This is a genomic window from Corallococcus sp. RDP092CA (genome assembly GCF_041903675.1).
Classification (GTDB): Bacteria; Myxococcota; Myxococcia; order Myxococcales; family Myxococcaceae; genus Corallococcus.
This window is the reverse complement of sequence record NZ_JAYESI010000004.1, coordinates 156,005-175,996: the sequence shown is the minus strand read 5'-3', so window position 1 is coordinate 175,996 and position 19,992 is coordinate 156,005. Positions and strand designations below refer to the sequence as shown.

Annotated in this window: 18 protein-coding genes; 14 read left to right on the top strand and 4 right to left on the bottom strand. The window is 71.7% G+C overall.

The window, feature by feature from the left end; genetic code table 11:
• The first annotated feature begins 8 nt into the window (after positions 1 to 8).
• Genes dapB through U8525_RS06790 form a run of 4 tightly spaced genes read left to right on the top strand, consistent with a single transcriptional unit; the run spans position 9 to position 3,497 of the window.
• Positions 9 to 827, top strand: coding sequence for a 4-hydroxy-tetrahydrodipicolinate reductase (gene dapB, locus U8525_RS06805; protein WP_374262687.1), 819 nt, complete (start codon positions 9 to 11; stop codon positions 825 to 827).
• Positions 824 to 1,591 (top strand): fumarylacetoacetate hydrolase family protein, encoded by a 768-nt coding sequence (locus U8525_RS06800; RefSeq protein WP_374262684.1) that lies wholly within the window; start codon positions 824 to 826, stop codon positions 1,589 to 1,591. The genes dapB and U8525_RS06800 overlap by 4 nt, the downstream gene beginning before the upstream one ends.
• Positions 1,588 to 2,127, top strand: coding sequence for a 2-amino-4-hydroxy-6-hydroxymethyldihydropteridine diphosphokinase (gene folK, locus U8525_RS06795; protein ID WP_374262681.1), 540 nt, complete (start codon positions 1,588 to 1,590; stop codon positions 2,125 to 2,127). Before U8525_RS06800 ends, folK begins: the two co-directional genes overlap by 4 nt.
• Positions 2,124 to 3,497 (top strand): tetratricopeptide repeat protein, encoded by a 1,374-nt coding sequence (locus U8525_RS06790; RefSeq protein ID WP_374262679.1) that lies wholly within the window; start codon positions 2,124 to 2,126, stop codon positions 3,495 to 3,497. The genes folK and U8525_RS06790 overlap by 4 nt, the downstream gene beginning before the upstream one ends.
• Before the next feature lie 23 nt (positions 3,498 to 3,520).
• Here the strand turns inward: U8525_RS06790 and U8525_RS06785 are convergent, their stop codons facing one another.
• On the bottom strand, positions 3,521 to 4,591 hold the full coding sequence (locus U8525_RS06785; protein WP_374262676.1) for an SIS domain-containing protein: 1,071 nt from the start codon (positions 4,589 to 4,591) through the stop codon (positions 3,521 to 3,523).
• A gap of 128 nt (positions 4,592 to 4,719) precedes the next feature.
• Between U8525_RS06785 and fsa the strand changes: the two genes are divergently transcribed.
• The 4 genes from fsa to U8525_RS06765 all read left to right on the top strand — a co-directional run bounded on the left by fsa (position 4,720) and on the right by U8525_RS06765 (position 8,613).
• Positions 4,720 to 5,385: a fructose-6-phosphate aldolase gene (gene fsa, locus U8525_RS06780; RefSeq protein ID WP_223637269.1), complete on the top strand. Its 666-nt coding sequence runs from the start codon at positions 4,720 to 4,722 to the stop codon at positions 5,383 to 5,385.
• Positions 5,386 to 5,536: 151 nt separating this feature from the next.
• Positions 5,537 to 6,673, top strand: coding sequence for an acyl-CoA dehydrogenase family protein (locus U8525_RS06775; RefSeq protein WP_374262673.1), 1,137 nt, complete (start codon positions 5,537 to 5,539; stop codon positions 6,671 to 6,673).
• Between the two features lie 131 nt (positions 6,674 to 6,804).
• Complete coding sequence (locus U8525_RS06770; RefSeq protein WP_374262670.1) at positions 6,805 to 7,602, top strand: EtfB protein; 798 nt, start codon at positions 6,805 to 6,807, stop codon at positions 7,600 to 7,602.
• Between the two features lie 45 nt (positions 7,603 to 7,647).
• Positions 7,648 to 8,613: an electron transfer flavoprotein subunit alpha/FixB family protein gene (locus U8525_RS06765; protein WP_374262667.1), complete on the top strand. Its 966-nt coding sequence runs from the start codon at positions 7,648 to 7,650 to the stop codon at positions 8,611 to 8,613.
• Positions 8,614 to 8,715: 102 nt separating this feature from the next.
• On the opposite strand, the gene U8525_RS06760 is transcribed toward U8525_RS06765, so the two are convergent.
• The gene (locus U8525_RS06760; protein ID WP_374262665.1) at positions 8,716 to 9,279 is read right to left on the bottom strand and encodes a cytochrome c oxidase assembly factor Coa1 family protein; all 564 of its coding nucleotides are present in this window, start codon (positions 9,277 to 9,279) and stop codon (positions 8,716 to 8,718) included.
• Positions 9,280 to 9,391: 112 nt separating this feature from the next.
• Here U8525_RS06760 and U8525_RS06755 point away from each other — a divergent pair, with 112 nt between their 5' ends.
• The 4 genes from U8525_RS06755 (at position 9,392) to U8525_RS06740 (ending at position 13,082) form a co-directional block, all read left to right on the top strand.
• Complete coding sequence (locus tag U8525_RS06755; RefSeq protein ID WP_374262662.1) at positions 9,392 to 10,369, top strand: N-acetyltransferase family protein; 978 nt, start codon at positions 9,392 to 9,394, stop codon at positions 10,367 to 10,369.
• An 87-nt stretch (positions 10,370 to 10,456) separates the two neighbouring features.
• Entirely contained in the window at positions 10,457 to 11,377 is a 921-nt protein-coding gene (locus tag U8525_RS06750) for a DMT family transporter (RefSeq protein WP_374262659.1), read from the top strand.
• Positions 11,378 to 11,453: 76 nt separating this feature from the next.
• Positions 11,454 to 12,428: an MBL fold metallo-hydrolase gene (locus U8525_RS06745; RefSeq protein ID WP_374262657.1), complete on the top strand. Its 975-nt coding sequence runs from the start codon at positions 11,454 to 11,456 to the stop codon at positions 12,426 to 12,428.
• Between the two features lie 36 nt (positions 12,429 to 12,464).
• Positions 12,465 to 13,082 (top strand): MOSC domain-containing protein, encoded by a 618-nt coding sequence (locus U8525_RS06740; protein ID WP_374262654.1) that lies wholly within the window; start codon positions 12,465 to 12,467, stop codon positions 13,080 to 13,082.
• An 11-nt stretch (positions 13,083 to 13,093) separates the two neighbouring features.
• On the opposite strand, the gene U8525_RS06735 is transcribed toward U8525_RS06740, so the two are convergent.
• Positions 13,094 to 14,512, bottom strand: a complete 1,419-nt coding sequence (locus U8525_RS06735; RefSeq protein WP_374262651.1) for a DUF3943 domain-containing protein — start codon at positions 14,510 to 14,512, stop codon at positions 13,094 to 13,096.
• Positions 14,513 to 14,880: 368 nt separating this feature from the next.
• Positions 14,881 to 16,359 (bottom strand): pentapeptide repeat-containing protein, encoded by a 1,479-nt coding sequence (locus tag U8525_RS06730; protein WP_374262649.1) that lies wholly within the window; start codon positions 16,357 to 16,359, stop codon positions 14,881 to 14,883.
• A 44-nt stretch (positions 16,360 to 16,403) separates the two neighbouring features.
• Between U8525_RS06730 and U8525_RS06725 the strand changes: the two genes are divergently transcribed.
• Both U8525_RS06725 and U8525_RS06720 read left to right on the top strand, forming a co-directional pair.
• The gene (locus tag U8525_RS06725; RefSeq protein WP_374262647.1) at positions 16,404 to 17,366 is read left to right on the top strand and encodes an RluA family pseudouridine synthase; all 963 of its coding nucleotides are present in this window, start codon (positions 16,404 to 16,406) and stop codon (positions 17,364 to 17,366) included.
• A gap of 30 nt (positions 17,367 to 17,396) precedes the next feature.
• Positions 17,397 to 19,970, top strand: coding sequence for a penicillin-binding protein 1A (locus U8525_RS06720; RefSeq protein ID WP_374262644.1), 2,574 nt, complete (start codon positions 17,397 to 17,399; stop codon positions 19,968 to 19,970).
• Positions 19,971 to 19,992 lie beyond the last annotated feature (22 nt).

Below are 19,992 nucleotides of genomic sequence, written 5' to 3'. Positions count from 1 at the left end.
GGCGCGCAATGACCCGCACCGTCATCACCGGCATCTCCGGCCGCATGGGCAGCACGCTGGTGCGCCTGGCCAGGGCCGCCAGCGACCTGTCGGTGGTGGGGGCCACGGTGCGCCCGGGCAGCCCGCTCTCCGGACAGGACGCGGGGCTCGTGGCCCGGCTCGGCGCGCCGCTGGACGTGGTGGCGGTGGACGACCTGGGCCGCGCGCTGGACGGCGCGAAGGCGGACGCCGTCGTGGACTTCACCGGCCCGGAGGCCACGCTCCACCACGCGCGGGTGTGCGCCGAGCGCGGCGTCGCGCTGGTGGTGGGCACCACGGGCTTCACGCCGGAGGGGCGCGCCCGGCTCCAGGAGCACGCGCAGAAGATTCCCATCGTCGCGGCGCCCAACATGTCCGTGGGCGTGAACCTGGTCATCCGCATGGCGGCGGAGCTGGCGCGCGTGCTGGGGCCCTCGTTCGACGTGGAGGTGCTGGAGGCGCACCACCGCATGAAGAAGGACGCGCCCAGCGGCACCGCGCTCAAGCTGGCGGAGGTGCTGGTGGACGCGCTGGGCCGCACGAAGGACGACCTCACCTTCGCGCGCGAGGGGCAGACGGGCGCCCGGCCGCCGGGTGAGATTGGCGTGCAGGCGCTGCGCGGCGGGGACGTCGTGGGCGAGCACACGGTTTACTTCTTCGGCGAGGGCGAGCGCATCGAGCTCACCCACCGCGCGACGAACCGCGACCAGTTCGCGCAAGGGGCGCTGCGAGCCGCGCGCTGGGTGGCGGGCCGCGCGCCGGGACTCTATGACATGGCCGACGTGCTCGGCCTCCAGGGGAAGACATGACCGCCCGCTACTGCCGCTTCCAGGTCGAGGGCCGCGCCAGCTACGGCCGCGTCGACGGCAACGAGGTGGTGGTGCTCACCGCCGCGCCGTGGGCCGGCGGCAAGGAGACGGGCCTGCGCCGCTCGCTCCAGGGCCTCTCGCTGCTCACCCCGTCGGACGCGTCCAAGGTCGTCTGCATCGGGCAGAACTACCGCAAGCACGCGGAGGAGATGGGCAAGCCCATCCCCTCGGAGCCGCTCATCTTCACCAAGCCCTCCACCGCGCTCAACGGCCCGGGCGCGCCCATCCGCATCCCCAGGGCGAGCCAGGAGGTGCACCACGAGGCGGAGCTGGCGCTCGTCATCGGTGAGCGCGTGAAGAACGCGGACGAGGCCACCGCCGCGCGCGCCATCTGGGGCCTCACCGCCTTCAATGACGTCACCGCGCGCGACATCCAGCGCAAGGAGATCCAGCACACCCGCGCCAAGGGCTACGACACCTTCGCCTGCGCGGGCCCCTGGGCCGTCACGGGCCTGTCCCCCGCGGACCTGCGCGTCGTGTGCCGGGTGAACGGGCAGGTGCGCCAGGATGGCCGCACGTCCGACATGGTGTTCAGCCCCGCCCGCCTGGTCTCCTTCATCTCCCACATCATGACGCTGCTGCCCGGCGACCTGGTGAGCACGGGCACCCCGTCCGGCGTGGGCGCGCTGAAGGCCGGGGACACCGTGGAGGTGGAGCTGGAGGGAATCGGGACCCTGGTGAACCCGGTTGAGATGGAGCCTTGAGTGCGACCGTCTATGTAGGCCTGGGTTCCAACGAGGGCGACCGCGAGTCCCACCTCGTGGCCGCCCTCTCCGCGATGTCGTGCATCGACGCGGTGTCGGTGCTGGGCTGTTCCTCCCTCTATGACTCGGCCCCGGTGGGGCCCGCGCAGCCGCGCTTCCTCAACGCCGTGGTGGCGCTGGAGTGCGACCTGACGCCGCAGCGCCTGCTGTGCATCCTCCAGCGCATCGAGCTGGACCTGGGCCGCCGCCGGCTCCAGCGCTGGGGCCCGCGCACCATCGACCTGGACATCCTCCTGTGGGACGAGGAGGACCACCCCGTGGTCGCGGACGCGAACCTCCAGGTGCCCCACCTCGAGCTGCACAAGCGCCGCTTCGCGCTGGAGCCCCTGGCGGAGCTGGCCCCCCGCGCCCGCCACCCGGTGCTGGGCGTGACGGTGCAGGAGCTGCTCGTGAAGCTCGCCCCCCAGGACGTCCGCAAGCGCGAGGCCCTCTTCTGGCCCGACATGGGCGCCCGTTTCCCCGTCCACGAACTATGAGCCTGTCCCTCGTCCTGGCCACCACCGCGCTGCTCGCGGCGGAGCCCACCTCCCTGCCTCCCGGCCACCCCACGATTCCGCCCGGCACCCAGGCGGCGCCTTCCGGCGTGGGCCCTGGCGCCAATGCCGCCAGCGGCGCGCTGCCTCCCGGCCACCCCGCGATGCCCGCGGGCTCGCCCGTGGCGCCGGGCACGCCGCTGCCGTCGGGCCACCCCGCGGTGGACACGAACAAGCTGCCGCCCTCCGCGGAGGAGCTGATGAAGCAGCTCGACTCGTCGGAGGGCCTGCGCGAGCGGGAGAAGACCTTCGAGATCGCCTCGTCGCTGGGCAAGCTCTACTACACGAACGGCCGCAACGCGGAGGCGGCGGCGTACCTGGGCCAGGCGCAGGCGAAGGCGGACGGCGTGCGCTCGCTGTTCCTCGCGTCCCGCAAGAAGCTGGGCAAGACCGCCATCCCCACCGCGGAGGCCGCCCACTGCGGGTTCACGCCGGGCCAGGCGCTGGACGCCATGGAGGCCGTGGCGCGGGCCCGCGCGAAGTCCGGTGACACCGCGGGCGCCGCCGCGTGCGCGGTGGAGGCGCTGGTGCCCGCGCTGGACGTGGACGTGCTGCTCGGCAACGCGCTGTACCTGGGCGGAGACAGCGCCCAGGCGCTCAAGGCGTATGAGCGCGTGCTGGAGGTGGAGCCCCGCCACCCGGAGGCGCTCTACGCCCGCTCCGCGCTCCTCTTCGAGACGAAGGGCGAGGACCTCCAGGCGCTCAAGACCGCGCGCGACGGCTTCGACGCGCTGGTGGTGGCGCACCCGACCTCCGACCGCGCGCCCATGGCCCGCGAGCTGAGCGGGCGCATCGAGGAGATCGCGAAGGCGGGCGGCCGCAAGAAGTGGCTCGCCTCGCGCGCCGAGGACCGCAAGGTGCGCCTGTCCCAGTCCACCGCGCAGGCCGCCGCCCTGCCGCCGGACGCGCCGCGCCCGCTGACGCCGGAGATGGTGGACGCGGTGAAGAACACCGAGCGCACTCCGGAGCTGGAGGCGGGCCTCGCCAGGCTGGTGGAGGAGGGCGAGGAGCACCTGGCCCACGGCCGCTACCAGGAGGCCCTGTCCAGCTACACCCGCGTGGTGCCCTTCCAGCCGGAGAACGGCCGCGCGAAGGCGGGCATGGCCTGGGCGCTGGTGGGCCTGGGCCGCCCCATGGGCGCGCGCGTGTGGAGCGTGGCGCTCCAGTCGGACGCGGCCGCCGTGGAGAAGCTGGGCGACACGCTGCTCGCCAAGGGCGACGCGAAGGGCGCCAGGGCCGTCTGGGAGAAGCTGGCCCAGGACGTGCCGAACTACCCGAACAAGGCCGCGCTCCAGGCGAAGCTGTCGCAGTAGCCCCGGGCCTTCCTCGGGCCCACCTAGACGAACTTCGCGGCCAGCAGGTCCTGGACGTCGAGCAGGCCCACCGCGCGGCCCTCGACGTCCACGACGGGCAGCTGGTCCACCTTCCGCTCGCGCATCTGCGCGGCGGCGGTGAGCACCAGCGTGTCCGGGGTGATGCAGCGCGGGCGCTTGACCATCACCTGGCGCACCGGCACCTCGAAGTCCGTGTGGCCCCGCTCCACCAGCCGGCGCAGGTCGCCGTCCGTGAAGATGCCCTCCAGCCTCCCGTCGCGGTCCACCACGCACGCGGCGCCCGGGCGGCCCGGCGTGTTGGTCATCACCACCACCGCCTGGGACAGCCGCGCGGTGTCCAGCACCAGCGGGTTCGCGGGGCCCGTGCGCATCAGCTCGAAGACGCGCAGCACGGAGCGCCCCAGCTTCCCGCCCGGGTGCAGGAGCGCGTAGTCGTCCCGGCCGAAGGGGCGGCTCCGCAGCAGCGTCATCGCCAGCGCGTCGCCCACGGCGTGCAGCGCGGCGGTGGACGCCGTGGGCACCAGCCCCATGGGGCACGCCTCTTCAATCCGGCCGATGTCCAGCACCACCTCCGCGCCCCTCGCGAGCGGGCTGTCCGCGTCCCCGGTGAGCGCCACCACGGGCACGCCCATGCGCTTGAAGAGGGGCAGCAGGCGCAGCAGCTCCTCCGTGCCGCCGCTGTTGGACAGCGCGAGGATGACGTCGCCCGCGCCCACGCGGCCCAGGTCGCCGTGCACGGCCTCCGCGGGGTGGAGGAACACGGAGCGGATGCCGGTGGACGCCAGCGTGGAGGACAGCTTCTGGCCGATGTGGCCCGCCTTCCCCATGCCCGTCACCACCACCTGCCCCGGGCAGCCGCGCACCAGCCCCAGCGCGCGCAGGAACGCGTCCCCCAGCCGGTCCGTGACGCCCAGGATGGCGCGGGCCTCCGCCTCCAGCACGCCGCGCGCGTAGGTGAGCGCGGCCTCGTCATCCGGGCTCCGGGCCTGGGGGCGGGCGGGGGCCGGCGCGCGGCCGGGGAGGGCGCGCAGGCGGGGCTGCTTCTTGGCGGTGGTGCGGGGAGCGCGGGCCATGGCTGGGCGCTACCTCTACTCCACCCTTCGCGTGGGCGGCCATCCTTGACGCATGGGGGGGCCTGGGCTACGGCCTGCCCGCCCGGCCGCCCGTGGCCGGGGACACCTGCAAACAGCGAGGGGACGGCATGAAGTTCTTCATCGACAGCGCGGACGTTGGCGAGATCCGCAAGGCCCACGAGATGGGCTGCGTGGACGGCGTCACCACCAACCCGTCACTGCTGGCCAAGGTCGGCCGCGGGCTGGAGGAGACCATCCGCGAGATCTGCTCCATCGTGGACGGCCCCATCAGCGCCGAGTGCGTCTCGCTGACGGCCCCGGAGCTCATCAAGGAGGGCCAGGGCCTGGCGAAGATCCACGACAACGTCGTCGTGAAGATCCCCATGGGCGTGGAGGGCATGAAGGCCGTCAAGGCGCTCACCGCGGACGGCATCCGCACCAACGTCACCCTCTGCTTCTCCGCCAACCAGGCCCTGCTGTGCGCCAAGGCCGGCGCCACGTACGTGTCGCCCTTCGTGGGCCGGCTGGATGACATCTCCCAGGACGGCATGGAGCTCATCGCCCACATCCTGGAGATCTACCAGAACTACGACTTCACCACGCAGGTGCTGGTGGCCAGCGTGCGCAACCCCGTCCACGTCCTCCAGGCCGCGCGCCTGGGCGCGGACGTCGCCACGCTGCCCTACAACGTCATCACCCAGCTGGCGAACCACCCCCTCACCGACGCGGGCATCCAGAAGTTCCTCGCGGACTGGGAGAAGGTCCCCAAGCAGGCGAAGCCCGCCGGGAAGTAGTCCCCCCGGCCGTCCAGACGTCCCCCCGTCCCGGGTTCCGGTGTCCCTGGAACGACGGGGGGACCCTCGCGGGGGCTGGCGCCAGGACGGCGGGAGCGGTATGGCAGGGGAGCGGATTGATATTTGAATCAACCCTCCCGGAGCCCGCCTCATGGATTTCCAGCTCAGCGAAAACCAGCGCGCCTTGCAGGACGCCGCGCGCAAGTACGCCCGCGACGTGGTGCGCCCCAAGGCCCCCCACTACGACGAGACCTCTGACTTCCCCAAGGACCTCATCTCCGCCGCCTTCGAGCTGGGCCTGCTCAACATGGCCATCCCGGCGGAGTACAACGGCGTGGGCCTGACGCACCTGGAGCAGGTCATCGTCTGCGAGGAGCTGGCGTGGGGCTGCGCGGGCGTGGCCACGTCCCTCATCGCCAACGACCTGGCGAACCTGCCCATCATCCTCGCGGGCACGGATGACCAGAAGAAGCGCCTGCTGGCCCCCTTCGGGGAGAAGCTGAAGCTCAGCTGCTTCTGCCTCACGGAGCCCGCCGCGGGCTCGGACGTGGCGGCCATGAGCACCACCGCGCGCCGCGAGGGGGACGAGTACGTCCTCAACGGCAGCAAGTGCTTCATCACCAACGCCGGCTACGCGGAGCAGTTCACCGTGTTCGCCACGCTGGACAAGGGCAAGAAGCACAAGGGCATCACCTGCTTCGTCGTGGAGGGCCGTCCGCAGGGCCTCACCACCGGCAAGCACGAGAACAAGATGGGCCAGCGCGCCAGCAACACCACCACCGTCACGTTCGACGAGGTGCGCGTCCCGGTGAAGAACCGCATCGGCGAGGAGGGCGAGGGCTTCAAGATCGCCATGGCCACGCTGGACAACAGCCGCCCGCTCACCGCGAGCATCTCCATCGGCATCGCGCGCGCGGCGCTGGAGCACTCGCTGGAGTACTCGGCGCAGCGCCACACCATGGGCAAGCCCATCCGCGAGCACCAGGCCGTCCAGTTCATGCTGGCGGAGATGGCCATGAACACGCACGCCGCGCGCCTGCTCACCTGGGAGAGCGCGCAGGTGCTGGATGAAGGACAGCGCAACACCCTCCAGTCCAGCTACGCGAAGTGCTTCGCCGCGGACATGGCCATGAAGGTCGCCACGGACGCGGTGCAGGTGTTCGGCGGCTACGGCTACATGAAGGAATACCCCGTGGAGAAGCTGATGCGCGACGCCAAGCTCATCCAGGTCTACGAGGGCACGAGCCAGGTGCAGCGCCTGGTCATCGCGAAGGAACTGTTCAGGTAGAAAAGCAAAACTGTGCCCGGCGGGGCTTTCCCGTTGCCGCCGCCGTGCGCGGATGTCTATTACTCCGGCCCTGATGCGCGACGCGTCAAGCGCCCCGATTCCAAACACTCCCCACTGAGGAGAAGCCCGCCGTGAAGATTCTCGTCACCGCCAAGCGCGTGGAAGATCCCGAGTCGAAGATCAAGGTGAAGCCGGACGGCTCGGACATCGTGAAGGAGGGGTTGAAGTACAAGATCAACCCCTTCGATGAAATCGGCGTGGAGGAGGGCCTGCGCCTCGCGGCGAAGCACACCGGCGAGGTGGTGGTGGTCTCCATCGGCGGCAAGGAGGTGCAGGAGCAGCTGCGCCACGCGCTGGCCATGGGCGCCAACCGCGCCATCTGGGTGAACCACACGGGCCCGCTGGATCAGCTGGGCATCGCGGCGCTGCTCCAGAAGGTCGCGGAGAAGGAGAAGCCGGACATCGTCCTCCTGGGCAAGCAGTCCATCGACGACGACCAGAACCAGGTGGGCCAGTACCTGGCCGAGTTCCTGGGCTGGGGCCAGGCCACGTTCGCCTCCAAGGTGGAGTCGCTGGAGAGCGACCAGGAGAAGAACAAGGTCCCGGCGGTGGTGCTGTCCGCGGACAAGAAGAGCGTCCAGGTGGTGCGTGAGGTGGACAACGGCCTGGCGACCCTGGAGGTCCAGCTGCCCGCCATCGTCACCACGGACCTGCGCCTCAACCAGCCGCGCTACGCCAGCCTCCCGGGCATCATGAAGGCGAAGAGCAAGCCCATCGAGGAGCTGACGCCGGCGGGCCTGGGCGTGGACGTGGCCCCGAAGATCCAGGTGCTCAAGCTGGCGTCGCCGCCGGCGCGCAAGGCGGGCATCAAGGTTCCGGACGTGGCCACCCTGGTGGAGAAGCTGCACAACGAGGCGAAGGTCGTCTGACCGCCGCTGCCAACCCTTCCAAACGATTCCGGAGACAGACACACCATGTCCATCGTCCTCATCGTCGCCGAGCAGCAGCCGGACGGGAACCTGCGCAAGGCCTCCCTCAACGCCATCGCCGCGGGCAAGCAGCTGGCGGACAAGGCCGGCGCCGAGCTGCACCTCGTCCTCCTTTCCAAGGACCCGTCCAAGCTGGCGGAGGAGCTCAAGGGCTCCGGCGCCAAGGTCATCCACACCGCCGCCGCTCCTGAGTTCGAGCACTACCTGGCGGAGGTCTACGCCCCCGTCGTCGCCGGCCTGGCGCAGGAGCTGAAGGCGTCCTTCGTGGGCGCGGCCTCCACGGCGCAGGGCAAGGACCTGCTGCCGCGCGTCGCCGCCCGGCTGAAGGCCGCCATGGCCACCGACATCACCGGCATCAACGGCAGCGGCGCGGACATCACGTTCACCCGCCCCATGTGGGCCGGCAACGTGTTCGCCGAGGTGAAGCTCACCACGCCGGTGCAGGTCATCAGCATCCGCGCCACGGAGTTCAGCGCGGCCGAGGCCGCGGGCGGGGCCGCGGAGGTGAAGTCCTTCCAGCCGAAGCTGGAGGCCTCCAAGACGAAGTTCGTCGCCTTCAACGAGGTGAAGAGCGCCCGCCCGGAGCTCACCGAGGCCAGCGTGGTGGTGTCCGGCGGCCGCGGCACCAAGGGCGACTTCAAGGAGATCGAGGCCCTGGCGGACCTGCTGGGCGCCGCGGTGGGCGCGTCCCGCGCGGTGTGCGACGCGGGTTGGGTGCCCAATGACCTCCAGGTCGGTCAGACGGGCAAGGTCGTCGCGCCGAAGCTCTACATCGCCGCGGGCATCAGCGGCGCCATCCAGCACCTGGCCGGCATGAAGTCCTCGAAGACCATCGTCGCCATCAACAAGGACCCGGAGGCGCCCATCTTCCAGGTGGCCGACTACGGCCTCGTGGACGACCTCTTCAAGGTCCTGCCCGCGCTGCGCGAGAGCATCCAGAAGCTGAAGTAGTCCGCTGCCGCCGTCCTGACGGCGGACCGTGACATCCGAGGGGCGCGTCGCCGGAAGCCTTCCGGGGGCGCGCCCCTCGTCGCGTCGTGGCGCCCGTGGGCCCTACAGCTCGATGTCGTGGTCGCGGTCGGGCTTCCCCTCCGCTGGCGGCGCGTCGGGCCCGGCCTCATCCGGCCGCTCGCCGGGCTCCAGCTCGTGGGGGACCTCGGGCTCCTCGGGAGGCGCCTCGCCCGTGTCGAGCAGGTCGATGCGGCTGCCGTCCTCCAACTGGACGTAGAGGGTGCGGAAGGTCCACGACTCGCCGTCCTTGTCCGCCACGGCGTGGAGGGTGCCGTCCGCCTTGGGGCCATCCAGCGGGACGGTGAACTCCGCGTGGGCGCGGCCGTTGACGCTGCTCACCTGCGAGTGGCTGGGGAAGCCCGGCTTGAAGGTGCCGCCCAGGGCCCGCTGCACGTGCGGATCCTCCTGGGCCTCGGCGATGGCGTCCGTGTACGCGCCCATGTCCTTGAAGGACGCGTAGCCCCAGCCCACGGCGACGGCCGCGAGGCAGAAGCACGAGCCCAACATCCCCAGGCAGCCCACGGGCACCGCCCACTTCCAGTTGCGGCTCCACCACCCCTGGCGGGGCGCGGGTGCGAAGTCTCCCTCGGGACGCGTCGGCGGCATGGGCCCTCCTGGCCTGGACCTGGGGCCGTGTCATAGCCGGTTCCGGACGAAGCGGGGCAGGGCCTGCACCGGAGGCGGGCTTCGGGGGCGCCTTCATGACAGAGTGGAGGTCATGCCCCCTGGTGGCGTCTCGACGGCCGAGCTCGCGGACCTGCTTGCGGCGCTGCCCTTCGGCCACCGGCTGTGGGTGCGCGGCATGGGGCGGTGTCTCTACCCGCTCCTGCGCAGCGGGGACGCGGTGCGGCTGCTGCGCTGCGGGCCGGAGCGGCTGGCGCGCGGGGACGTGGCGCTGGTGCGGCACGGGCCCCGGCTGGCCGCGCAGGTGGTGCTGTCCACGGAGCCCTGGGTGACGGAGTCGCTGTTGGGCGGTACGGACGTGGCGGGCGGGGAGCTGGTGGGGCGCATCATCGCGCTCAAGCGGGGGCGCTGGGTGGTGCGGCTGCCCCGGCCCACGCGGCCCGCGCTGTTCCTCCTCCAGCGCACGCTGTCCGGCGTGTGGACGCAGCCCGCGTCCCGGAGGGTGTTCCGCCAGCTGCGCGACCTGTTCTCCGGGTGGACGAAGCCGCTGCGCCGCCACTTCGTGGGCCCGCTGGAGATCCGGCTGGTGCGCCCGGAGGACCTGGACGCGCTGCTCTCCTTCGCCACCGAGCGGCTGGTGGTCTCCGGCGCCTTCCTGCGCCGCCAGCTGCGCGACCGGTGGGGCCTGCCCCCGGACCGGCGCGTGGGGGCGGCGGCGGGCGCGTTCGACGCGCAGGGGCACCTGCTCGGCTTCGCGTGGGCGGACGACTACCACCAGGAGGGGCTGGCCCTGGACGGCTTCTGGGTGCGCTCGCTGGTGGTGTCGCCGCGGGTGCGGCGCATGGGCGTGGCCACCGCGCTGGTGCGGTGCCTGCTGGAGGAGATCCAGCGGCAGGGCGCGGACCGGCTGCACGCGGACATCGACGAGGACAACACCGCGTCCCTGCGGACCTTCTCCGGCCTGGGGTTCCAGCCCGCGCCGGAGGCGCTGACCACCGCCACGAACCAGCAGTGGGACGCGGCCGGAGGCAGCAAGCGACTGGTCGTGCTGGTGCGCCCGCTCCCCCCCTGACGCCCGACGGGGGTTGCGCTTCGCCGGTGGCTGGGCCAAACGGCGGGGTGTTCTGCCTCGGTTGCGTGGGCAGGGAAGGTGGAGCCGGTGTCTGAAGGGCGCGAGGGTGTGCAGTGGCGGGCGGACGGAGCGCTGGTGCTCCTCACCGTCTTCTGGGGTTTGACGTTCGTGGTGGTGAAGGACGCGCTCGCGTTCGCGGATCCGTTCACCTTCCTCACGCTGCGCTTCCTCGTGGGGGCGGCGGTGCTGGGGGCCCTCGCGCGCGGGCGGATGTTCGCGCCCGGCATCGTCCCCAGGGGGCTGCTCCTGGGGGCGGTGCTGTTCCTGTGCTTCGCGCTCCAGACGGTGGGGCTGACGGACACCACGCCGTCGCGCGCGGCGTTCCTCACCGGCCTCAACGTCCTCTTCGTCCCGCTGATGTCCATGGTGCTGCTCAAGCGGCTGCCCCGGTGGGGCACCGCCGTGGGGGTGGTGCTGGCGGCGGTGGGGCTGTACTGGCTGACGCGGCCCACCGAGGAGGCCCTGCCGGGGGACGTGGGCGGGCTGCGCCTGGGGGACTGGCTGTCCTTCGGGTGCGCGGTGGCGTACGCGGGGCACATCCTGCTCACCGAGCGCTTCGCCACGAAGGACAACGCCCTGGGCCTGGTGGCGGTGCAGCTCGCGGGCGTGGCGGCGCTGTCCGCCCTGGGGCTGCCCTTCGTGGAGCGCAAGCTGGAGTGGACCCCGCAGCTCGTGGGGGCGGTGCTCGCGTGCGGCGTGCTCGCGAGCGCGCTGGCCATCCTGGTGCAGACCTGGGGCCAGGCGCGCACCAGCGCGGTGCGCGCGGCGCTCATCTTCGCGCTGGAGCCGGTGTTCGCCTCGGCCTACTCCGTCGCGGTGGGCCGCGAGGTGCTGGGCCTGAAGGAGTGGCTGGGCGGCGCGCTCATCGTCGTGGGCGTCTTCGCGTCGGAGCTGGGCACGGTGGTGTGGGACGGATGGCGGGCGCGGGGCCGCACGCCCGCCGCCTGAGCGTCCGACGCGTGGGGTGGGGCGCCCGGCCCGGGGGCGCGGGCGGCCGGACCGCGCTATAGACAGCGCCCATCCCATGAGCGTGGAGCTGAGACGCAACGGCCTGCACCTGACGGGCACGCCCCTGTCGCTGGACGCGAAGCGCAAGTCGCCGCTGTCCTTCGTCAGCCACGGGCACTCGGACCACATCGCCCGCCACGAGCGCACCATCGCCACCGCGGCCACGCTGCGCTTCATGGCCCACCGGCTGGGGCCGGTGGCGGCCCCGCTGTCCGTGCCCTTCCGCCGCCCGTTCGAGCTGGGGCCGCTGCTCCTGGAGCTCCTGCCCGCTGGCCACATCCTGGGCAGCGCGCAGCTGCGCGTCACCCGCGCGGATGGCAGGCGCATCGTCTACACGGGCGACCTGAACACCGCGCCGTCGCTCACCGCGGAGGCCACGGAGGTGGCCACCTGCGACACGCTGGTCATCGAGTCCACCTTCGGGCACCCGCGCTACCGCTTCCCGCCGCGCGCGGAGGTGCTGGGGCAGGTGGAGGCGTGGCTGCGCGCGCAGCTGACCCGGGGCGTGACGCCGGTGCTCCTGGGCTATCCGCTGGGCAAGAGCCAGGAGGCGATGAAGCAGCTGGCCCTGCGGGGCTTCCAGCTGGTGGCGCACCCCTCCATCTTCGAGGTCGCGGAGCTGTACGCGGAGCTGGGCGTCCCCATCGAGAACCTGCGGCGCTACGACGGCCGCGTGGAGCCGGGCGAGGTGCTCTTCTTTCCGCCGCACCTGGCGCGGGGCGGGGCCCTGGCGCCGCACTGGCCCCGCGCGACGGCGGTGCTCACCGGCTGGGCCATGGACCCCGGCGGCGCGCGGCGCTACGGCGCGGACGTGGCCTTCCCGCTGTCGGACCACGCGGACTTCCCGTCGCTGCTGCGCTACGTGAAGGACACCGGCGCCCGCGACGTCATCACCTGCCACGGCTTCGCCGAGGAGCTGGCCCAGGCGCTCCGGGACGCGGGCACGGATGCCCGCCCGCTGGGCAAGCCACAGCAGCTGACCCTGTTTTGATTTCACCGCGCCGGCGTGTTGGAACGGGCGCCCGATATGCCCGCTCCCGCCCCCTCGCTGACCGGACACCTGGCCAACGTGCTGCTGTGCACGGACGCCGCGCCCAAGCGCTTCGTCACCCGGGAGGTCCCGGAGGTGAGGGTCACCTTCGAGGGCATCGTCGGAGACCGCCACGCGGGCCTCACGCGCAAGGCGGACGTGCGCGTGCCGTGGTTCCCCAAGGGCACCCTCATCCGCAACACGCGGCAGCTGTCCCTCGTGTCGCGCGAGGAGCTGGCGGAGGTGGCGCGCGCGCTGGGCGTGCCGCACGTGCTGGCGTCGTGGCTGGGCGCGAACCTGGAGCTCGTGGGCGTGCCGCGGCTCACGCAGCTGCCGCCGGGGACGCGGCTGTTCTTCCCGGAGGAGGCCACGCTGGTGATGGAGGGGGAGAACCAGCCCTGCGTGGGGCCGGGCCGCGTGCTTGAGGCGCACCACCCGGACCTGCGGGGGCTGGCGAGCCGCTTCGTGAAGGCCGCGTGGCGGAGGCGCGGGCTGGTGGGCTGGGTGGAGCGCCCGGGCCTCATCCGCGCGGGCGACGAGGTGCGCGTGATGCTGCCGCCGCCGGTGACGTACTCGCTGCCCTCCGCGTCGCCGGAGTCGGAGGCGGTGGGCTGAGCGCCCCCGCTTCAGTGCAGGGAGAGGAAGACGCGCAGCTGCCAGGTGTCCTTCGTCACGTCCGGGTAGGACTCGAAGACGCTGTGGCGCTGGAAGAAGTTGAGCTGCGAGCCCATCCCCAGGTGCTTGTAGACGGGGAGGTCCACCTGCACCTGGGCCTGGTGCACCTGGTGTGAGCCCCCCGAGCCGTCCAGCACCAGCACGCGGGACGCGCCCGCCTCCAGCGTGACGACCTCCCAGTCCTCGCGCAGGTACGCCATCTGGAGCTGGAGGCCCAGGGCGGGGCCGTAGTCGTAGTTGCGGCCCTCGCCGTCCTCGCCGTCGCTGTGCTCGGAGGAGACGCCGGTGAGGATGCTACCGTCCACGAGCAGCGCGGTCCTCAGCCGGGAGCGCTTGGGGAGCTGGCGCTCGTGCAGCAGGCCGAAGTCCAGGGACTGGCCGCCCACCTCATACGCGAGCGTGTCCGTGTAGCTGAGCTGCTGGAGCAGGCCCAGGCGCAGCTCGTCGCGCTCGGTGCGCCAGAGCGTGGACTTCACCAGCAGGCCCTGCAGCCGCGCGTTGCTGACGAGGCTGTCCTCCCGCGTGGTGAACTGGACGCGGGCGTCGAAGGAGTCGAAGGGGCGGTGGTGCCCGCCCTGGTACATGTCCCCGTAGCGCAGGGAGAGCTGGACGAAGAACTGATCCTCGCCCCAGGCCAGCGAGCGGCCGTCGCCCAGCTTGAGGTAGCCCAGGCTGGCCCAGCCCGCGATGTCGTCCGGCCACCACTCCGTTGGCGTGGGGCCGTGGTGGGAGACGTCGCCGCGCACCACGCGGTTGAAGCCGCGCACGGGGCTGAGGAGGCCGGCGGTCAGCTCGCGGACGAAGCGCTCGCGGCCCCGGGCCTCCGTGTCCAGCACCAGCGAGGAGAACCGGTACAGCGCCTCGCCGATGGCCACGCCGCCCACGGTCGTGTTGATGAGGTCGTTGACGGAGGGCGGCTCCGTCTCCGCGAACAGCTCCCACTGCGCGCTGCCCAGCAGCGTGAGCGGCACCGCGGCCACGTACGGCAGGCCGTTGTCGCGCGCGGCCGTGTAGTAGAGGCCGCCGTGGTACGGGTGCGCGAACTGGTTGGTGGAGAACCCGTCCTGGTCCCAGACGAAGCCCGTGCGCAGGTTCTCCTTCCACGCGGACGGGCTCACCCGCGCCCAGTCCTTGTTCGTGATGACCCGGTCCCACGTCCAGACGAACAGGTTGATGGCGGTGACCTCGCCCAGCGCGCGCCACGGGTGGGGCCCGGTGTCCTCCCGCAGGGCGTCCTTCCGGGGCGCGTCCGCCGGCAGCGCGGGGGGCTCCTCCGCCGCGGGAGCGCAGGGCGCCCACTGCGTCTCCTGGCCGGGCAGGAGCTCCGGCGCGCAGAGGGCCACCACGCCGCCCGGGACGGAGCGCGCCATGTCCTGCGGCGAACCATCCGCGAACGCCGCGCAGGCGCGCAGGCCGCACGCCAGCGCCGCGCCCCGCGGCAGCCACGGCCCTCCGCGCCCGCCGCGCCATGGCCCTCGCCCGCCGTGCCCCATCCCGTCCGCCACGCCCCCGCGTGCGGCTCCATGCCGCGCAGCCGCAAGGTAAGCAGTCAGGGGCCGGAAGGCGCCCCCGGCCCCGAGGCTCCCCGGCCCCGTGGGCCGCGAGGCGCGCGCCGTCGGGAAGCGGACAGCGCGCTGTCCGCCCGGGACCGGGACGAAATGCAGCGGCCCGGCGGGAGGCGCGCTTCCAGCGCGTCCGGCCGGGCCGTGTCGTCAGGTCACCTGCGTGACGGAGGGCCTCAGGCCTCCGGCGACTGGACGATGAGCTTCTCCTTGCCGCACACGTCGCAGCGCACGTGCACGAACAGGTCCTCGTCGCTCTCCTCGGGCACCTCGCCCTCGGGCACGCCCAGCTCCACCTTGCCGAGCGCCGGCACCTTCGCCGGGATGTCCTGGGCCTTGAGCGACTGCACGTAGGTCATCTCGCGGTCGTGGCACTCGCGCACCTCCGGGCCGGACAGCCACTGCGGCTCCATGCCCTCCGGCAGCCGGCTGAGCAGCTCCAGGTTCGACACGGACTCCGCCAGGTACGCCAGGCGGCGCAGCCGCGCCTCCTCCGGCAGGGCCGCGAACACCTGGAAGCCCTCCAGGAGCGCCTGCCGGTCCTCGCCCGTGGCCGCCTGCGCCAGCTCCAGCGACGCGTCCGCCGAGTCCAGCGCCTCGTCCCAGTTGTTCTCCGGGGTGAAGCCCGCCTCCAGCAGCGCCGTGTAGAGCTGCGCGGCCGCCAGCCGGCGGCGCACCTCGTGCACGTGCTCCACCACCTCGTGCGTCAGGCGCAGCTCCAGGAGCGCCCCGGTGGTGCGCGGATCCACGGAGCCCGTGAGGTCGTCCACCTCCACCTCGGCGCGCAGCTCCGACTTGAGCTGCTTCGCCGCGGCGAAGCGGAACAGGGGCAGCACGCCCACCTCGCGCAGGTACACCGCCGCGACGTTGGCCTCCTTGCCGCCCATGCGCAGCGCCTTCTGCGCGCGCTCCACCGCGCCGGGGTCCGACGCGGGCTTCTTGTTCTCCAGCCGCGTCTTCACCGCCTCGCGGTAGAGCGTCTCCAGGGAGCTGCCCGGCGGCAGCCGCTGCGGCAGGAGCGGACGCAGGCCCGGCACGTCCAGCACCCAGAGCGGGGGCGCGCCCACGCGCTTGAGCGCCCGGAAGAAGAGCGAGCCCGGCGGATCCTGCGGACGGAACGGGGGCAGCTCGTCCGGGTGCGCGGCGCCGGCGCCGTCCATGGCGCCTCCGCCCATGTGCGCCTGGCCCAGGGCCTTCTCCCGCTGCTCGCGCGTGAAGGCCGTGATGCCCTGCACCGGCGGGGGCGGCGGCGGCGGGGCCTCCTCGCCATCCAGGCCCGTGACGCGGTCCATGTCCACGTCGTCCATCTCCAGGTCTTCCAGCCCCCTGGCGCCCGTGAAGTCACAGCGCAGGAGCTTCAGCTTCTCGAAGACACAGCCCTCCAGGTTGGCGCCGCGGAAGTCGCAGTCCTGGAGGCGGCCCCCGTGGAAGTAGGCGTTGGTGAGGTCCGCGTCCCGGAAGTTCATCTTCGACAGGTCGCAGCGCTCCCACTCGGAGCCCACCAGCTCCAGTCCGGAGAGGTCGGCGTTGGCGGAGAACAGCTGCGTGAACGTGGCGCCCGTCTGGCTGGTGGGCGCCTGGCCGGACTTGCGCAGCTTGTTCCATTCGGCGGAGCCGTTCTGGAGCAGCTTCTCGATAGTTGGGGCTTTCGGCATGGACCGCGAATTATTCGTGTGGTCTGGTCCAGGCGCCAGCACAAATGATCGAGTACCGAATCGAAGCCGACACCGTCGGGATGCGGCTGGACAAGCACCTGCGAAAGCGGATGCCCAACGTCCCCGTCAGCCACCTCTTCAAGATGATCCGCACCAAGAAGGTGCGGGTGAATGGCAAGCGCGCGCAGCCCGAGCAGTTGCTTGTCGAAGGAGACGTGCTCACCATCCGCGGCACCGAAGAGCAGCTGACCCTCGCGGAGCGTCCGAAATCGGACCGTCCGCCCCCCCCGCCGCCGCCGGTGGACCCCTCGCGGCTGGTCATCCTGATGGAAGACGATTGGCTCATGGCCGTGGACAAGCCCAGCGGGATGGCCGTCCATACCGGCAGCGGCATCACCGGGGGCACCCTGGTGGACTACGTGCGCGCCTACCTGGGCCCCAGGGCCACCCGGAACGACTTCACCGCCTCCCCCGCCCACCGGCTGGACCGGGAGACCTCCGGCGTCATCCTGGTGGCCAAGCGCCGCCCGGCGATGGTGCATTTCACGGAAATCTTCACCCACGGCCACCCGAAGAAGCGCTACCTGACCCTGGTGAAGGGGAAGATGCCCCGGGACTCCGGGGTCATCGACCTGCCGCTCGCCGAGCACCAGCAGACGGCCGAGTCCAAGTCCCGTCGGGGAGTGAACATGCAGGAGGCCGTCACCCGGTGGAAGGTCGTGCGCCAGTCGAGCGAGGCAGCCCTCCTCTCCTGCACCATCGAGACCGGGCGCACGCATCAGATAAGAAGGCACCTGGTCGCCGTGGGGCACCCGGTGGCGGGTGACAAGAAGTACGGAGACTTCGCCTTCAACCGCGACGTGCGGGCGCGCTGGGGGCTCAAACGTCTGTTCCTGCACGCCGAGCGCATCGAATTTCCGCACCCCGAGGATGACAGGAAGGTCGTCGTGGAGACCCCCATGCCACCCGAATTGAAGGACGTGCTGAAGCGGGCGGCGCTCCTCTAAGCCTTGAGCCCAGGACTCGACACGACACGCATGTCCGACCCGAAGATTGACCGCAGCCGCAAGAAGCTGGTGCTCGACGGCGTCCCGCCCAAGCGCAACCTCCTCGTGCGCCTGATGAAGCTGGTGGCCGTGCTGGGCCTCATGGGCGCCACCGCGGGCGTGCTCGCCATCGTGGGCGCCTACTACGTCTTCTCCGACGGGCTGCCCGCCATCCCGAAGGTGGACGAGTACTGGCCGCCCATCGTCACGGAGGTCTACACCGACGACGCCGTGCTCGCGGGCGAGTTCTACAGCGAGCGGCGCAAGGTGGTGCCCTACGAGCGCATCCCCAAGCGGCTGGTGCAGGCGTTCATCGCCAGCGAGGACTCCAGCTTCTTCGACCACTTCGGCGTGGACGTGCTGGGCACCGTGCGCGCCGTGTCCAAGACGGTGCTGACGAAGGTGGGCCTGCGCTCTGGCGGCGTGCAGGGCGGCTCCACGCTCACGCAGCAGACCGCGAAGGCGGTCCTCATCTCCGCGGAGGGCTACAAGGAGGCCACCGCGAAGACGCCCAAGCGCAAGATCCGCGAGGCCATCCTCGCCTTCCGGCTGGAGCAGGCGCTGACCAAGGAGGAGATCCTCTACCTCTACCTGAACAACGTCTTCCTCGGGCACCACAGCTACGGCGTGCAGAGCGCGGCGGAGAACTACTACCGCAAGGACGTGCGCGACCTGACGCTGGGGGAGATGACGCTCATCGCGGGCCTGCCCCAGGCGCCCAGCCGCTACTCGCCCTTCCTGCGCCCGGAGGCCGCGAAGAAGCGCCGCTCCTACGTGCTGGGCCGCATGCTGACGGAGGGGATGATTTCGAAGGCCGAGCACGACCAGGCCGACGCGGAGCCGGTGAAGGTGTACCCGGTGGAGGACGTCTTCCACGAGTTCGCCCCGTACTTCGTGGAGCAGGTGCGCAAGGACGTGGTGGACCGCTACGGCAACCCGGTGCTGCTGAAGGAGGGCCTCAAGGTCTTCACCACCATGGACAGCGAGCGGCAGCGCGCGGCGCAGGACTCCGTGCTGGACGGCCTGATGTCCGTGGACAAGCGCCAGGGCTGGCGCGGCCCGGTGATGCAGCTGGCCACGGAGGCGGAGCGCGGCGCCTTCATCGCCAAGGCGAAGAAGGCCATGGGCAAGGAGGAACTCGTCGAGAACCGCCTCTACGTGGGCGTGGTGACGCGCATCGACGAGGACGGCAAGGGCGCGGACGTGCAGGTGGGCCCGCACCACGGCCGGCTGCCGCTGCTGGGCATGCGCTGGGCGCGCAAGGTGAACCCGGAGAGCTACTACCCGGCGAGCATGATCACCTCCGTCAAGAAGGCCCTGGCGGTGGGGGACGTCGTCGTCCTGCGCCACGTGGTGAAGAAGGAGCTGACGGACGACAAGGAGCAGTGGGACCGCAAGCTCGCGGAGGAGATCCCGGACGAGGGCGTGAAGCTCTTCCGGCTGGAGCAGACGCCGGAGGCGCAGAGCGCGCTCGTCTCCATCGACCCGCATCGGCAGTACCTGACCGCGATGGTGGGCGGCTACGACTTCGACGACAACGAGTTCAACCGCGCGTTCCAGGCGTGCCGGCAGCCGGGGTCGTCCTTCAAGCCGTTCGTGTACTCGGCGGCGCTGGAGCAGCTGGGCTGGACGGAGGCCACCGTCATCGTGGACTCGCCCATCGTGGAGCACGACCCGGACAACAAGGTGTCGTGGAAGCCGGCCAACTACAGCGAGGAGTTCGTGGGGGACGTGCTCCTGCGCACCGCGCTGGTGAACTCCATGAACATCCCCGCGGTGAAGACGTTCGGCGCGGTGGGCGTCCACAACATGGCGGACTGGGCGAAGAAGCTGGGCATGACGACGCCCATGAACATGGACTTCTCCGCGGCGCTGGGCTCGTCCTGCGTGTACCCGTACGACCTGGCCTCCGTGTACGCGACCTTCAACCGCTACGGCCGCAAGAAGCCCACGTACTTCATCCGCAAGGTGGAGGACCGCTTCGGGCGCACGCTGGAGGACCACACCGCGTTCGACGACGCGTGGGCGCCCCTGCAGGACCGGGTGGCCGCGGGCTACGCGCGCCTCTTCGAGCCGGGCGAGCAGGTGATGAGCCCGGAGACGGGCTTCATCCTCACGCACCTCTTGCGCGGCGTGGTGCTCCAGGGCACCGGCGGCCCCGCGCAGCGGCTGGGCAAGCCGGCGGCGGGCAAGACGGGCACGACGAACGACTCCTTCGACGCGTGGTTCGCCGGCTACACCAAGGACCTGGTGACGGTGGCGTGGGTGGGCTACGACCTGAACCCGCACCCGCTGGGCCGCTACGAGACGGGCGGCCGCGCGGCGCTGCCCATCTGGCTCAACTACATGAAGCGCGCGCTGGAGGGCCGGCCGCAGTCGGAGTTCTACCCCTGGCAGTCCATGCAGCTGGCGCGGCTCTACATCGACAAGAAGACGGGCAAGGTGTCCAGCCCCGGCGCCAAGGGCGCGGAGCTGATGTTCTTCAAGAAGGGCACCGAGCCGAAGGAGGCCGTGCCCGACAAGAACCAGGTCGGCGTGGATCAGTTCATGATGGGCGCGCAGTAGCCCGCGCGCCGCGGCCCGAGCG